The following is a 13,708-nucleotide window of genomic DNA, read 5'->3' on the forward strand; positions in this document are numbered from 1 at the left end:
GGCGCCCGAAACGACGTGGAGCTGATCGTGAGCACCGATCCGGAACCAGACGTGCCTGCCGTCTTTAAAAGGCTCGGATATCCTCTCCAGGCCAAGCACCTTTTCGTAGAACTCCGCACCCTTCTGCAGATCACGCACGTATACGGTGGAGTGATCAAACTCCGGCTTGCTGGAAGGCCCAGATTGGGAATGGGTCAAGGCAGGTATAAGTCCGGCCACTAAGACAAGCGCAAATCGGATTTTCTCCATGGGGAATGTTACCGCATGAAATCCTATCAGCGCTGGTTAACGGGATCGGTGTTCTGTCTGCTGACGCCTACTTATTCAACTTCACTGGCCACTCGAGAGTGGGCTGCTTGAAATCGACGGTCGCGCGAGCGCTCAAACAACCGGCCGCGACATTTCATATTCGATCACAGCCGGATCGTTTGGATACGGCTCGGTCCGCCCCGTCAGCGTGAATCCTAAGCGCTCATAGAACTTGATCGCCGGTTCGTTATTACAGGTCACCATCAATCGCAATGTCCGAGCCTTGCGTTCGTGAGCCCAGCCAAGAATCTCATTCACCAGCAAACGACCGATGCCCCGCTGGCGATGTGTGGGAGCTGTCCACATGGAGATGAGCTGAGCTTGGGTTGCGTCATCCTGATCGAGAAAAGAGCAAGCAATGCCGCAGGAAGCGCCGGCGTCCATTGCGATGAACCCAATCGATTTCTCGCCAGTCAGATTGTTCGCGCGTTTGACCCATTCTGGATCGGTGAGTTGAGACTCCTTTGCATACGTCGAACCGAAGGCGCTCGGCGTGTCCTGCAGCGCACGAAGTCGAACCGCTTTGAAGACGAGAGCATTCTGCGATGTGATTCGCTCAAGCGCGATCATGAGTCGGTGCCAGCGAAGAATTCCGGTCTCCTAAATAATAAGGCGCAGAGATCGTTGGTTCTTTCGATCTCTGCGCCGTCAAAGCCCTGTGCAGTTATGGCAGTGGCTCTGCGAGTTTCCTTACTTCTTCGGGATCGCGCCCGGCTGGAACAAGTCAGAAAGATCGTTGGCGTTGGCGGCATCACCCAGGAACGGCGGTCCGACGTGGAAGATCTCCTGCATGGTGCGCAAATCGGAGGAGTGTGTGAAATTGACCGGGCTGGCATATGGAAGGCCGTTCACGTTCTTGTGAGCGTGCTTGGAGATGACGATCTCGCCGATTGTGTGACTGAAGTCATCTGCGGTGGTTTCTGTCGAGCTCGACTTCTCTGATTCATCCCACCAGATGATGATCGCCCCATTATCTATGTAAGCATGTGACGCCATGATCACGGGAACCACCTGCCTCAGGAAATCGTCTCCCTGCAGGATTTTCGCCGGATCGCCGGTCAGCCCTTTGTATCCCCCGTTGAGCGTGCTGTGCTGATCGTTGAATTGGTTGGGCGTGATCCAGTTGTAGTCAGCCACAGTGTCACTGTCCAGATCGGCAAAGAACTGCTGCAGCGGCGCGTACTGTTGCGATAGCGGATTCTCGGCACTCGCGTCGTTCCCGCCGTTGGTGTCGGTGAAGAAGACTTGGGGATTGTGTTTCGGGGCGTAGTTAAACTGGTTTGAACCGTCGAATTGATTGAAGCTGCCAGCAGCGAAGACCCCGGAAAGACTGCTCAGCGGCACAGTCCACTGATCCCGCGGCAAGGGAACGTTGATGAGTCCGCTGTTGCTCGGAGTCAAATCGGTGTCCTCCTGATACGACCTCCATGTTCTTCCAGCTTGAGTCAGAAGATTGCTCAAGTGCAGAGGTGTGGTCTGGTTCGGCGGAGGATTTCCAACGAAAGGGTCGTTGTCGCCGAGCACGCCAAAATTTGTGCCGGCCTCAGCCCAGATGTAGTTGGGTTCGGAAGGATGGATCTTCGGATTATTTCCAGTGGGAGTCGCTAGGACGTTGTGGTAGTTCGCTGCATAGGCAACTTGGTCACTGATGTCTGAAGTTCCGTTCACCAGACTATTGATGTATGGTGCTGCCGGATTCTGATAAATCTGCTGGATCCCACCCGTGAACTGATTCGCTGGCTGTGTCCAGTTGTGATTCTCCATTGCGATTACAAATACTTTTTTGAGTTCCTGCGCACTGGCGTTTAGGTTGCCCAATGCTGCTAATAGGGCAAGCATGCCCAGCGTGCGGAGAGATCTGACGTGCGACATTGATACGCTCCAGAGATAGATTCCGGCATGCGCTTTGTCCGTTTCAGATCACTTAAATGAACTTGAGAAGGATCGCGCACCCGGACTTACTGGAATAGCAGGCGTATCTTTCAAAACGATGACCAGCAGATTAGTTTTAGATGACGGGGATACTTAGGACGGGACTAAGTCGCAGTCTGTTAATGGGAATGCAAGTTGTTCATTACATCTCTTAACCTATCTTCACACAAAGCGCCACATTGGGAACCAAAGGGGTGGGAGTTTGTCTCTGAGGCCGAAAGATCAGTTCTACGGCGTGGAAGCGATCTTCAAAGATCCCTTCGGCAACTGGTTCAGCATGACCCAGCCGAAGAATTACTAACAAAAAAAGAGAGGAAAAGGATGGACCGTTTCCTCTCGTGAAGCGGATGACGAGACATTAGCGGTGGCAAGTGGCTCGAACTTGTTCCAAATGCCGTCGCTTCTTTTCCGCTTGTCTGCTGTGCGGCCCATGACGTTGAACGGCTTGCTGCAAGTGCATCTCTGCGTTGCGAATGCGTTGTTCGCACCGATTTTCAGCGGCTGCGCTGACGCTTCCTAACAAAAGCAAAGCGGCAAGTCCCAGCAGCGTACCCTTGTGAAACAGCCGATTAAGCATGGATCCTCCTGCTGCTTTGAACACAGTCGTCGAATTTTCGTTTTCCTAAAATGTGAGGGCGACCACTCGTTTGGACGTAACCTAACGAGGAACCAACTAGTATCGGAATGGAGGCCTTTCCCCCCATGTTTACGTCGCGGTCCATTGGATTTGTGAGAAGTCCCTACCAAAACACAAGCGAGGTTCCGAAGGGTCCCGGAGCTAAGCACGACGCTGATGGTGTGCTCGACATCCTGTCGGAGTTTGAGCCTGGACTCACCGACATCGAGGGCTTTTCCCATCTCATCGTCCTGTGGGAGTTTGATCGTTCGCGTGATTTCGAGCTGTTCGCGAGTCCGCCCTTCGATACCCGTCCGCATGGCGTGTTTGCGACCCGATCTCCCCGCCGTCCGAACCCAATTGGCCTGACCGTCGTCGAGCTTCGTCGCCGCAACGGCGTCGAACTGCATGTCAACGGAGTCGATATGATCGATAACACGCCGATTCTCGATATCAAACCCTATCTCTCGAGCGTTCCTTCCGAAAATCTACGTCGCGGCTGGCTAGCCGAGGTTGAAGCGCGACAGAGGTGACAACAGGATTGCCTACACTCCTCTGATTCAAATCTTGTCGCTATAATGCGAGCGGTGCTCCCCAGTCGATCCAGGCCCTCCCGCGAACATCAGTTACACCTCATCGTCTCGCTTCTCTTCTTGATATGTACTCCATGGCCGTCAATGGCACAGGCGGGATTACCGACCGCCAGTGACTCTGATTCCGATGGCATCAACGATGCTGTCGAGCAGGCTCTCCTGACTCAGTTCGCGCCGACCTTCATGATCAGCAGCCAGGAGTGCTCTTCCCTTCCAGCGCAGTTCGCTTCCGGGATACTCTCCCCCACGGTGCAGACCGAAAACGGCACCATCTATGGCGAAGTCTTTCCGGTAAAGACGAGCAGCGCTTCGGAGCATGGTGCGGAAATTCACTTCTACCATCTTTGGAAGCAAGACTGCGGAGCCCACGGCCATCCGCTGGATGCCGAACATGTCTCGGTCCTGGTGCAGGCTTCCAATAACGATCTATCGTCCGCCACTTGGAGAGCGGTCTATTGGTATGCAGCCGCCCACCAGAACACTGTCTGCGATGTCAGTCAAATCAGCCGCGCTTCAACTCTTGGTGCGGAAAATCACGGAGCAACCGTGTGGATATCAGCTGGCAAGCACGCTTCGTTTCTAAATGAGACACTCTGCGAACGTGGATGCGGTGGCGATGTGTGTCTGGAAACGACGCCGCTGTTCATCAGCCAGATCGTCAACCTTGGGGAGCCCGATCACCCCATGAACGGCTCACTCTGGATCATGTCGAACGGATGGCCGCTCGCAGCCAGGATGAATAGCACCGATTTTCCAGCTACCGCGATTAGTCGTCTCAATAGTCTGCCAGCTACAGACATTGCCTGGTTCAATCCGGGCAAACATCCCATGCAGGGGACAATTGCGATAAGTGGGTTGACGGCAGATGCGCTAGCGAACAGCGGCCACAGTACTGCGAGTGCCATCTCGGTTGGCCAAGACTCTACCGGCAATGCGCTGAAACGAAGCTACAGAAACACCGTCAAAGCTCTGGGGAGCGCAACCCGCAGCATCGGCAGGGCCTTTTCTTCCACGGTTGGACCAAAATGAATTGCTGCCGTTTCGGCAGACGTTTCTACTACACAACCTTGTTCATTGGCTCGCGCAGGCCCAGGGCCACGTCGATCAAGTCTTGTCCCACAGTGCGTGTGCGCGAGAGTGCTTCTTTCAGCGGGATGGTGACGATGTCGGTTCCGCGCAGGGCAACCATCTTGCCGAAGTCGTTGCGGTGGACTGCGTCGATGGCGCCGATGCCGTAGCGAGTGGCTAACATGCGATCGAAGGCCGTGGGCGAGCCGCCCCTTTGAATGTGTCCAAGGACGACGGCGCGGGTCTCGAAGCCGGTGCGCTTCTCGAGTTCCTGGGCGAGGATGGTGCCGATGCCTCCGAGGCGAACGTGTCCGAATTCGTCCTTCTTTCCCTTTTCGGCAACGATTTGTTCGTCGATGCCTGCAGCCAAACGGGCGCCTTCGGCAACTACCACGACGCTGAAATAGCGTCCGCGAGCGTGGCGCTGAGCGATGGTCTCGGCAACTTCGTTGAGATCGAACGGGCGCTCGGGGATCAGGATTACATCAGCGCCGCCGGCGATGCCACTGTAGATGGCGATCCAGCCGGAGTCGCGTCCCATGACTTCAACGACGATCACGCGGTTGTGCGCCTCCGCCGTGGTGTGCACACGGTCGATGGCTTCGGTGGAGATGTTCACAGCGGTGTCGAACCCGAAACAGAAGTCGGTGCCGCTGAGGTCGTTGTCGATCGTCTTGGGCACGCCCACAACTTTGAATCCCATCTCCTGCAGCTTGTAAGTAACCGACTGCGTGTCGTCGCCACCGAGCGCGATCAGCGCCTCAATGTTGTGGCGCTGCAGCGTGTCCAGGCAACGCTGCATACCCCCCTCTTTTTTTGCGGGATTCGTGCGTGACGTGCGCAGGATGGTTCCCCCGCGCGGAAGAATACCGGCGATGGCGTCGAGTGTGAGCTTCATGGTCTGGTCCTCCATCACGCCGCGCCAGCCTTCGAGGAAGCCGATAAACTCATCTTTATGGTGAAAGATCCCTTTGCGAACCACGGCGCGAATGACCGCGTTTAGACCCGGGCAATCGCCCCCTCCAGTGAGGATGCCAATTCTCATTTAATTTCTCCGCAAGCAAGTCCAGCATGTGGACCGTGATGAATGGATGGCAGACTTAGTTATTTAATCAGATTAATTATTAAATCAGATGACTACACGAAGTCGATTGATCCGCGCCGCAGCTTCAGCGTTTCTCGGCGGTGACCATGGATGGTTTGCGGACAGGTTGTGGGAAGGTGTAGATCACCTCTCCGGGACGCGCATAACGAAGCTGCTCGCGCGCTTCCTTCTCGATCGTCTTCGGGTCATTCTTTAATCCGTCGACGTGATGCGCGAGGTGTTCGTTTTCCTGCTTGAGTTCCTGGATCTCCTTGTTCAGCGCGCGATGTTCTTCGCGCTTGTGGGCATAGACCATCGTGCCGTTTGCGCCGAAGACTACGTGATAAGCCACCCAGGCTGCAATCAGACAAAGGAGCAGCGTCGCGCCTTTGCGGCGTGTTTGATAGAGCTTTGCGGCAACTGCTTCCAGAATTTCTTTAACTCTTGGCATTGCTTCTCTTGACCACCCTCAACTCACAGTTTCAAAGCCGCGAAGACCGCCGGCGTTTGCAAGCTTAGATGCTGAAAAATCTGTAACATCGGTGGCCACCCTTCTAGTGAACGTCTCTTTCAGTCCGGCCGTCAAGCGGAAGTTCTCGGGCATCGAAAAAAGGAACCAACTTTGCCAAACGGTTCACTAGAAAATTCTTGCAATGTGTTCAGGCGAATTTGCCACGATTTTGCAGCAGAGCGGGTTCGGCTTGCTCTTGTAGCGGAAAATGGTGATGGTAAGAGAATGTCTGATGAGAAGCTGGTGATCAGCACGGCTGGATCAAGGGAAGAAGCTTCGCGAATCGCTACGGCTCTGGTGGAGGCCCAGCTGGCTGCATGTGTGAACGTTGTTGGCCCGATCGACTCCGTTTATCGCTGGCAGGGCAAAGTCGAGAGTGCTCAGGAATTCCTACTGCTGATAAAGACCACTGGCTCCCGATCCGCAGCGGTGATGGCGCGCATCCGCGAGCTCCACTCTTACGATTTACCGGAAGCCATCGAGGTCAGCATCGACGGCGGCAGCGTGGAATATCTGAAGTGGATCGCCGATTCCGTGCGATAGCAAATCGAGCGTCCCACAAAGGGAATGTACACCCGCTATCCCATTGCCTGCTTCTTTTGCTCGGGTGTTTCCGTCTCGTGGTGAGAATGCCATCCCGGGAGCCGGTCACTGCCGGTGATGAGGCGTGCTCCCGAGTGCCAGCTCAAATACTGCCAGCCCCAGTTCAGCAGGACGAAGAAGCGGTTGCGATAGCCGATCAAGTAGATGAGGTGGATGAATAGCCAGGCTGCCCAGGCGAGGAATCCAGAGAGATGGATCTTGCCAATTTGGGCAATGCCCTTCGTGCGGCCGATGGTTGCCATGCTGCCTTTATCCCAGTAGCTGAACGGCTGACTAGGTTTGTTCTGTACACGGCGGCGAATTTCTTTCGCTGCATATTGCCCCATTTGGATGGCGACCGGAGCGACGCCGGGAACCGGCGCGCCGTTCTGCTCGAAGTGCGCGAGGTCGCCTATAACAAAGATTTCTGGATGTCCTTCGACGTTCAATCGGTCGTTGACGATGACGTGACCACTGCGATCGATTTTGCAGCCTAGTGCCTGACCAAGGGGCGAGGCCTTTACACCTGCGGCCCACAGGATGACGGCAGCCTCGATCTTCTCGTCTCCAACCCATACGAGTCCTGGTTCAATGTTCGTCACCATCGTATTGGTTCGTACCTCGACGCCCAAGTGCTCGAGCTGTCTCTGCGCACTGGCTGAGAGATCTTCGGTGTATGCTGGCAGGACGCGTGATCCACCTTCCAGCAGGACGATTCGCGATCGCCGCGGATCAATAGCGGTAAAGTCTTGGGTAAGGACGTGGCGCGAGATTTCAGCAATGGCGCCTGCCAATTCAACGCCGGTAGGCCCAGCCCCAACGATCACGAAATTCAGTGGACAGTGCTGCCTATCGAGAAGCGTCTCGCGTTCGGCAAGTTCGAAGGCCAACAGGACGCGGCGACGAATCTCGGTTGCGTCTTCGAGTGTCTTCAAGCCGGGAGCGAACTGCGCCCAATCATCGCGTCCAAAATAGGAGTGTGTGGCTCCAGCAGCGATCACAAGATAGTCATACGGAATCTCGTCGCCTTCCTCGAGGCGAATGCGGCGATGCTCGACGTCGAAACTAACTACGTTCCCGATCAGCACTTCTACATTCTTTTTGCCGCGCACTACGCTGCGGATGGGAGCAGCGATGTCTGCCGGCGACAGCGCTGCCAGCGCCACCTGATACAGCAAAGGCTGGAAGGTGTGGTGATTCTTGCGATCCAGAATTGTGACGTTGACATCTGTTTTCGCGAGTCCCAGTGCTGCCTGAAGGCCGCCGAAGCCGCCGCCGACGACTACAACGCGAGGACGCCTTTGCTGGTCGGTATTCCTCATAACGCCTATTAGATGTTTCAACTCGCCGGACGTGACCGAAAGTAACTACTAAGTAGCGAGCCTCATTGTGTATGCAATAGGAGCATGCTACCTTTCGCCAAGCTCACACTGGGAAAAACTTTCTCGGTGTTGCCCGCAGCGGCGCCGGCGAGAGAACAAATCAGGCAAAGTTTCCGACCGGCAAGGATAAACGATGAACATCGATGACCTGCTCCGTATAGCCATGGATCGCAAAGCTTCCGACTTGCATCTGAAAGTTGGAAACTTCCCGCACATCCGCATCGACGGCGAATTGGTTTCGCTCGGCGAGCAGCCCCGCATCTCGGCGGAAGACATGTTGAACATGGCTTTCAGCATGATGTCGAACCGGCAAAAGCAGAAATTCAAAGAAACCGCCGAACTCGATATGGCTTACGGCGTTGCCGGCCTGGGGCGCTTCCGTGTGAACGTCTTCCAACAGCGCGGCAACGTGGGACTGGTACTGCGCGTGATTCCCACTAAGATCCGCGTGCTCGAAGAGCTATACCTGCCGAAGATCATCGAGAAGATTTGCGACGAAGCTCGCGGGCTCGTACTGGTTACGGGCGTAACTGGTTCGGGTAAGTCAACCACGCTTGCCGCAATGATCGATCGCGTGAACGCGCAGCGACCCGAGCACATCATTACCATCGAGGATCCAATCGAATTTCTGCACCGCGACAAGCGTGGATTTGTCAATCAGCGCGAAGTGGAAGTCGATACGCCATCGTTCGCATCGGCGCTTCGCGCCAGCTTGCGTCAGGATCCAGACGTGATTCTCGTCGGCGAAATGCGTGACCTGGAAACGATCTCGACGGCGCTTCACGCGGCCGAAACCGGCCATATGGTGTTCTCGACCTTGCACACGTTGGACGCGGTAGAAACCATCAACCGTATCATCTCTGTCTTTCCACCACCGGAACAAAAGCAGGTGCGCATGCAGCTTGCCGCGACGATCAAAGCCGTCATCAGTCAACGGCTCGTGCGCAAAGCCGACGGAAATGGCCGTGTCCCGGCAGTCGAAGTACTTCTCTCAACAGCGTTCATTCGCGAGTGCATCACGATTCCCGAAAAGACACGCATGATCCGCGAAGCCCTCGCCGCCGGTACGTCACAGTATGGCATGCAGACCTTCGACCAATCGCTCTACGATCTTTATCAGCAGGGACTGGTGACCTACGAAGTAGCGCTCGAAAACGCGACCAACCCCGACGACTTCAAGCTGAAAGTGCAGGGAATTGGCTCAACAGCCGAAGCGGCGCGCGAGCAGATGGAAGCGGCGGGATTTGGAAGATAGGCGTCCCACGGGCTCTCGAGAAATCGGGTGATCGGGCCATCGGCTGATCGGGTGAAGTAACAGCCGATTTTGTGATTTGGTGATTTCGTGATTGGGTGATTGAAATCGCGAAATCACCAAATCATGAAATCACCCCGATTCTTACTTCACCCGATTCCTCCTGTTATTCTGCAGCTGAATGTCCTCACCCATCAGAATTGCCCGCCGATTTTGTGGGCCACCGGACAGCGGCAATGGCGGATACAGTTCAGGAACGCTTGCGTCTCTTTTGCCCGGTGCGTGTGAATGCACTCTGCGAAAGCCGATTCCACTTGAACGTGAATTGCAGACCGAGGTCTCTGATCGTAGTGCCCGTTTGCTGGACGGCGCCGAGCTGATCATTGAGGCTGTCCAAACCACGATCGACATCGCCGACCATGCGGCGACGCCCTTCGACCAGGCCCACCGAGCCTCGTCGACTTCGCCGGCGTTTATCAATCATCCGTTTCCTACCTGCTTCACCTGCGGTCCTGAGCGAAAGGCAGGAGATGGTTTGCGGATATTTCCCGGACGCCTGCCACCAGCGAACGCGGATGGCGTGGTGTTCGCTGCGCCATGGATTCCCGATTCATCGCTGACCAGCGGCGGTGTTGTGGTTCGTCCGGAGTTTGTCTGGGCCGCGATGGATTGTCCAACAGGATTTGCGGCAGGGTTTCCGTGGAAGGGAACTCTCGTTACCGGACGTCTTGCTGTCGAGCAGCTAGCGCCGGTCTATCCGGATCGTCCATACGTGGTCATGAGTTGGTCAACCGGCAGCGAAGGTCGCAAGCATCATGCGGGAGCCGCGCTCTATGATTCCAGCGCTCAGATCTGTGCGAAGGCGCGAGCCACGTGGATCAAACTGGAATAGCCCAGAAATCTTCGAGCAGAAAAGAGCCCAGATCGGCGGTTTGCCAACCTGGGCTCATTGGGGGAGGAAATTAGGCGATTGTTACGGGACGTGTAAGCCGGAAGGTCAAGCGACGTTCCGGACCGAATCCCACGTCCTTCTTGCCTGTGGTGTATGCGGCCGTTGTTCCGCCTGCTGCGCCAATGGCACTTCCGATGAGCGCGCCAGTTCCGCCACTAGCAATCGCTCCAATCAGCGCTCCGCCACCTGCCCCGCCTCCGATCCATGCCAGGTTTCGCTTCTTGTGCGAGGCGCCAGCCACCATCACGCTCGAACTCTGCACCGGAATCGCTTTGCCATTCAACATAACTGAAGCCAGCGCGATGCGTAGATATCCAGGATGCGTTAGCCGTCCGGAGCGCCGCGCTGCGACCACGCGCCCGGTGACCTGCGCGCCTGTGGGTGCTACGGTCTCTCCGTCGACAACGATAGGCTGATCGAGAACTGCGGCAAATTGATCCCCCGGCGTGGAGGTTGCGCTGGAAACGGCATTCTGCAGACGCACTGTGATCGCAGTTCCCGAAGGAATCACGACTTCCTGCGGCACAAGAGACTTAGTGCCTTTGTTGCTTGCGTCAGTAGCGTCGTTCTTGACGGAAAAAGGAACCGCTTGCGCAGTTTGCGTTGGCTGCGTCACAACCGGATCGTTGGCAGAACCAGCCGTGGTCGTGCTCATTTGCTTGCTGCAGCCTACCGAAGTGACCACGAACAGCATTGCTACAGCTGCGTCGGACATAAAACGGGGGAACTTCATCTAACCTCTCCTCAAAATCACTCACTGGGGCGTTGAGCCGACGCAATCGAAGGCGCGGCCTTATTTTCAAGAGAGCAAGCGCCCTACCAAGTCTGCGCATTGAAAATAAAGGGCTTAGTCGCATAGAGGGTGTAAATTTTGCTCGGAAATCAGATTCATTTGCGCGTGTAGGCGTTTCCTAAACTGGCGTTTAGGGAAATCCTCTGAGTCTCGAGCCGCGAGGCCGTCGATCCATTTATTCCGGCAGACCGCAGTCTCCTCAACCAGCATGAAGACTGAATTGGAGAGCCTCGCAACCAAAGAGTCTTCGACAGCACTTCATCCCACCCTTGCACAGTTGTCAGTGACTCCTGCGTTGACTTCGGGTTTGAGTCCCCTATATTTCTTCCAACTATGAGATCCCGTTGGCTTCGCTCCTTGTCTCTTCTCGTGATCGCTTTCCTCCTGCTTCCGACTGCTTCGGCAACCTGCGGTGGTGGTGGCGGAGGCGGCATGGGAGGCATGGCTCCGGGCGCCGGTGGCGGTGGAATACAGCCTCAGGTTTACTACGTGCCATGGAAGGTGGCGAGGCCCGCCGATGCTTCTGCTGCCACTGGACTCGTCTTGTACTGGTTTCCCTCTTCGCAGCAGGAACTGCAGAACTCCAGTTTGCGCGTGTCGCGGCCGCTCTCTCTATATGCGGCGCAGTGCGTATCCATGGAAGTGGCTGATCCAAGTTCCCCGTTTCGAACGAAGTTCGCCGCCGAGGATGTGTTGCCTGTCGCGGTGCTGGCGACGTCTGAGGGGAGCATCGTCGGCAAGCTGGAGAACAAGAAGGGGAGGTTGAATGTGGAGGATGTTGAGAAGCTTCTCGGCGCGGAGATGAAGAAGCGCGAAGACGCTCTGGACAATCAGCTCCGCGCCGCCAAGGAGACGGCGAAATCCGATAAGGACAAAGCAATTCCGCTCTATCGCGGCGTTGCCGAACAGAAGTGCATGTTTCCCAAAAAGGCAAAGGAGGCTGCTAAGGAGCTGAAGAAGCTCGGCGTTGAGGTAGGCGAGATTCCCGACGCGCCGGTTTCCGATCCAAAGAAGGGCGCACTCATCGAACGCACAATGGAAGCTGGGCTAAAGGCAGAACTGAATGAAAGGTATCTGGACGCGATTCAGCTTTACCAGAAGGCGCGCGATATGGATCCGGCTGATCCAACGCCGCTGCGGTATCTCGGAGAGGCTTATCGTCACTACACCGGTGAATGGGACAAGGCGCGCAAGGTATTTGATTCGATTTTGGCTATGCAGTCTGATCCGATGTCGCGAGCTGTGGCATTGCACGGACTCGGAAAGATGACGATTCACGAAGGAGACTTCGCCAAGGGACTTTCGCTGATGGAGCGTTCTGTCGAGACGTATCCGCTGGCGCTGGCATACCGCAATCTGGCCGTGTACTGGAACTCCGAAGGCGATCAGGCGAAGGCGGACGCTTACATTGAACAAGCATTAGCTCTCGATCCTCATGACGCCTACAACCTGGTATTTGCAGCTGCATTTATGGCCGGAAATGGGAAAGGCGACGACGCATTGAAGATCGCTCGGGAAAATGAGGCGCTGCTGCCTGCCTCTTACAATCTTGCTGCAATCTATGCCCAAACTGGGGACCGCGATAAAGCGCTCGCGCTGCTGAAGCGGCACTTCTTCGAATACGAACGTTTTCAGGCGGTCCGTTCCGAAGAGATGATGGAGGCGCGCGTAGATGCTGTGTTTCTTTCGCTGCGCCACGATCCTGACTTCGTCTCGCTCACCAGTGGAGCTGACGGGATGCTCGATCCATCGCGGATAATGACGCATCCACCGGCGCACTAGAAATAAATTGTTCGGATTCTTGTGGCACAGTATTCGACCGTGTTGGTCATGGCAAACCCATACCTGCGGTCGGCTGTGCCCACAAGAGCATTTCAGCTCTTATGATTCCCACCCTCAAGACTGCAAGGCTTATATTGCGTCCTATGGAACTTGCCGACGCCGAACAAATACAACTGTTGTTCCCTAAATGGGAGGTCGTCCGTTACTTGACGGCGGCGGTTCCCTGGCCTTATCCGCCGGATGGGGCTTATCAGTTTTGCCGGAACGTGGCTCTCCCAGCGATGGAACGAGGCGATGCTTGGCACTGGATGTTGACGCTAAAGAGCGCTCCGACTCAGGTGATCGGAAGTATCGGTCTGATGAAAAGCGAGGGAGTGAATCGTGGCTTCTGGCTGGGACTGCCATGGCAAGGACAGGGCCTGATGACCGAAGCATGCGAGGTAGTCACAGACTACTGGTTCAATACGCTGAAGTTTCCCGTTCTGCGCGTTCCAAAGGCAGTCGCGAATACCGCATCTCGGTGTATTTCGGAAAGAGAGGGGATGCGTGTGGTTGCTCTGAAAGAACATGATTATGTGTCTGGACGGCTTCCCACTGAAATATGGGAGATTACTGCCGAAGAGTGGCGTTCACGCCAACCTGCGTCACGCAAACCGAATCAGAGTTCTTGAGGACACGAGATGATTCTGATTCTTCTTATAATTCTGCTGGTGCTGGCTTTGGGAACAGCTCCGGTTTATCCGTACAGCCGAGGCTGGGGCTACCGTCCAAGCGGGGCGCTCGGAACCATTCTGCTTATCGTGCTGATTCTTTACTTGCTGCGCTTGGTATAGTGGCGAAATCTCCCTCTCA

The 13,708-nt window shown here is 55.7% G+C and carries 15 protein-coding genes; 9 read left to right on the forward strand and 6 right to left on the reverse strand.

The genetic code is table 11. The features are described from left to right. Positions 1–222 (forward strand): hypothetical protein (locus tag VNX88_17085; protein ID HWY70386.1); only part of this gene is annotated, 222 nt, incomplete at its 5' end. 159 nt (positions 223–381) lie between these two features. On the opposite strand, the gene VNX88_17090 is transcribed toward VNX88_17085, so the two are convergent. Both VNX88_17090 and VNX88_17095 read right to left on the reverse strand, forming a co-directional pair. Beyond that, on the reverse strand, positions 382–879 hold the full coding sequence (locus VNX88_17090; protein ID HWY70387.1) for a GNAT family N-acetyltransferase: 498 nt from the start codon (positions 877–879) through the stop codon (positions 382–384). A gap of 120 nt (positions 880–999) precedes the next feature. Next, positions 1,000–2,181, reverse strand: coding sequence for an alkaline phosphatase family protein (locus VNX88_17095; protein ID HWY70388.1), 1,182 nt, complete (start codon positions 2,179–2,181; stop codon positions 1,000–1,002). Between the two features lie 762 nt (positions 2,182–2,943). On the opposite strand from VNX88_17095, the gene tsaA reads away from it, so the two are divergent. Together tsaA and VNX88_17105 are read left to right on the forward strand one after the other, a co-directional pair. Continuing rightward, positions 2,944–3,390: a tRNA (N6-threonylcarbamoyladenosine(37)-N6)-methyltransferase TrmO gene (gene tsaA / locus VNX88_17100; protein HWY70389.1), complete on the forward strand. Its 447-nt coding sequence runs from the start codon at positions 2,944–2,946 to the stop codon at positions 3,388–3,390. A 144-nt stretch (positions 3,391–3,534) separates the two neighbouring features. Further along, positions 3,535–4,479, forward strand: a complete 945-nt coding sequence (locus tag VNX88_17105; GenBank protein ID HWY70390.1) for a hypothetical protein — start codon at positions 3,535–3,537, stop codon at positions 4,477–4,479. A 28-nt stretch (positions 4,480–4,507) separates the two neighbouring features. Here the strand turns inward: VNX88_17105 and VNX88_17110 are convergent, their stop codons facing one another. Together VNX88_17110 and VNX88_17115 are read right to left on the reverse strand one after the other, a co-directional pair. Next, positions 4,508–5,563, reverse strand: coding sequence for a 6-phosphofructokinase (locus VNX88_17110; protein ID HWY70391.1), 1,056 nt, complete (start codon positions 5,561–5,563; stop codon positions 4,508–4,510). Positions 5,564–5,687: 124 nt separating this feature from the next. After that, positions 5,688–6,053, reverse strand: a complete 366-nt coding sequence (locus VNX88_17115) for a septum formation initiator family protein (protein ID HWY70392.1) — start codon at positions 6,051–6,053, stop codon at positions 5,688–5,690. A 285-nt stretch (positions 6,054–6,338) separates the two neighbouring features. Between VNX88_17115 and cutA the strand changes: the two genes are divergently transcribed. After that, a complete protein-coding gene (gene cutA / locus VNX88_17120) occupies positions 6,339–6,656 on the forward strand; it encodes a divalent-cation tolerance protein CutA (protein ID HWY70393.1) in 318 nt (105 codons plus the stop codon). 35 nt (positions 6,657–6,691) lie between these two features. Here the strand turns inward: cutA and VNX88_17125 are convergent, their stop codons facing one another. Continuing rightward, a complete protein-coding gene (locus VNX88_17125; GenBank protein HWY70394.1) occupies positions 6,692–8,017 on the reverse strand; it encodes an NAD(P)/FAD-dependent oxidoreductase in 1,326 nt (441 codons plus the stop codon). 193 nt (positions 8,018–8,210) lie between these two features. On the opposite strand from VNX88_17125, the gene VNX88_17130 reads away from it, so the two are divergent. Together VNX88_17130 and VNX88_17135 are read left to right on the forward strand one after the other, a co-directional pair. Next, complete coding sequence (locus tag VNX88_17130) at positions 8,211–9,332, forward strand: type IV pilus twitching motility protein PilT (protein HWY70395.1); 1,122 nt, start codon at positions 8,211–8,213, stop codon at positions 9,330–9,332. A 178-nt stretch (positions 9,333–9,510) separates the two neighbouring features. Continuing rightward, complete coding sequence (locus VNX88_17135; protein ID HWY70396.1) at positions 9,511–10,221, forward strand: hypothetical protein; 711 nt, start codon at positions 9,511–9,513, stop codon at positions 10,219–10,221. Between the two features lie 70 nt (positions 10,222–10,291). Here VNX88_17135 and VNX88_17140 read toward each other — a convergent pair whose 3' ends face one another. Continuing rightward, the gene (locus VNX88_17140; GenBank protein HWY70397.1) at positions 10,292–11,014 is read right to left on the reverse strand and encodes a hypothetical protein; all 723 of its coding nucleotides are present in this window, start codon (positions 11,012–11,014) and stop codon (positions 10,292–10,294) included. A gap of 417 nt (positions 11,015–11,431) precedes the next feature. Here VNX88_17140 and VNX88_17145 point away from each other — a divergent pair, with 417 nt between their 5' ends. The 3 genes from VNX88_17145 to VNX88_17155 all read left to right on the forward strand — a co-directional run bounded on the left by VNX88_17145 (position 11,432) and on the right by VNX88_17155 (position 13,689). After that, positions 11,432–12,856, forward strand: a complete 1,425-nt coding sequence (locus VNX88_17145; protein HWY70398.1) for a tetratricopeptide repeat protein — start codon at positions 11,432–11,434, stop codon at positions 12,854–12,856. A gap of 101 nt (positions 12,857–12,957) precedes the next feature. Further along, the gene (locus VNX88_17150) at positions 12,958–13,527 is read left to right on the forward strand and encodes a GNAT family N-acetyltransferase (GenBank protein ID HWY70399.1); all 570 of its coding nucleotides are present in this window, start codon (positions 12,958–12,960) and stop codon (positions 13,525–13,527) included. A 9-nt stretch (positions 13,528–13,536) separates the two neighbouring features. After that, a complete protein-coding gene (locus tag VNX88_17155) occupies positions 13,537–13,689 on the forward strand; it encodes a DUF3309 family protein (protein HWY70400.1) in 153 nt (50 codons plus the stop codon). Positions 13,690–13,708 lie beyond the last annotated feature (19 nt).

The organism is Terriglobales bacterium, assembly GCA_035567895.1.
Taxonomy (GTDB): domain Bacteria; phylum Acidobacteriota; class Terriglobia; order Terriglobales; family Acidobacteriaceae; genus Gp1-AA112.

Coding starts and splice junctions, on each gene's coding strand:
- VNX88_17125 (HWY70394.1), bottom strand. CDS start 8,017: ATGAGGAATACCGACCAGCAAAGGCGTCCTCGCGTTGTAGTCGTCGGC.
- VNX88_17110 (HWY70391.1), bottom strand. CDS start 5,563: ATGAGAATTGGCATCCTCACTGGAGGGGGCGATTGCCCGGGTCTAAAC.
- VNX88_17135 (HWY70396.1), top strand. CDS start 9,511: ATGTCCTCACCCATCAGAATTGCCCGCCGATTTTGTGGGCCACCGGAC.
- VNX88_17150 (HWY70399.1), top strand. CDS start 12,958: ATGATTCCCACCCTCAAGACTGCAAGGCTTATATTGCGTCCTATGGAA.
- cutA (HWY70393.1), top strand. CDS start 6,339: ATGTCTGATGAGAAGCTGGTGATCAGCACGGCTGGATCAAGGGAAGAA.
- VNX88_17115 (HWY70392.1), bottom strand. CDS start 6,053: ATGCCAAGAGTTAAAGAAATTCTGGAAGCAGTTGCCGCAAAGCTCTAT.
- VNX88_17130 (HWY70395.1), top strand. CDS start 8,211: ATGAACATCGATGACCTGCTCCGTATAGCCATGGATCGCAAAGCTTCC.
- VNX88_17095 (HWY70388.1), bottom strand. CDS start 2,181: ATGTCGCACGTCAGATCTCTCCGCACGCTGGGCATGCTTGCCCTATTA.
- VNX88_17155 (HWY70400.1), top strand. CDS start 13,537: ATGATTCTGATTCTTCTTATAATTCTGCTGGTGCTGGCTTTGGGAACA.
- VNX88_17105 (HWY70390.1), top strand. CDS start 3,535: ATGGCACAGGCGGGATTACCGACCGCCAGTGACTCTGATTCCGATGGC.
- tsaA (HWY70389.1), top strand. CDS start 2,944: ATGTTTACGTCGCGGTCCATTGGATTTGTGAGAAGTCCCTACCAAAAC.
- VNX88_17140 (HWY70397.1), bottom strand. CDS start 11,014: ATGAAGTTCCCCCGTTTTATGTCCGACGCAGCTGTAGCAATGCTGTTC.
- VNX88_17090 (HWY70387.1), bottom strand. CDS start 879: ATGATCGCGCTTGAGCGAATCACATCGCAGAATGCTCTCGTCTTCAAA.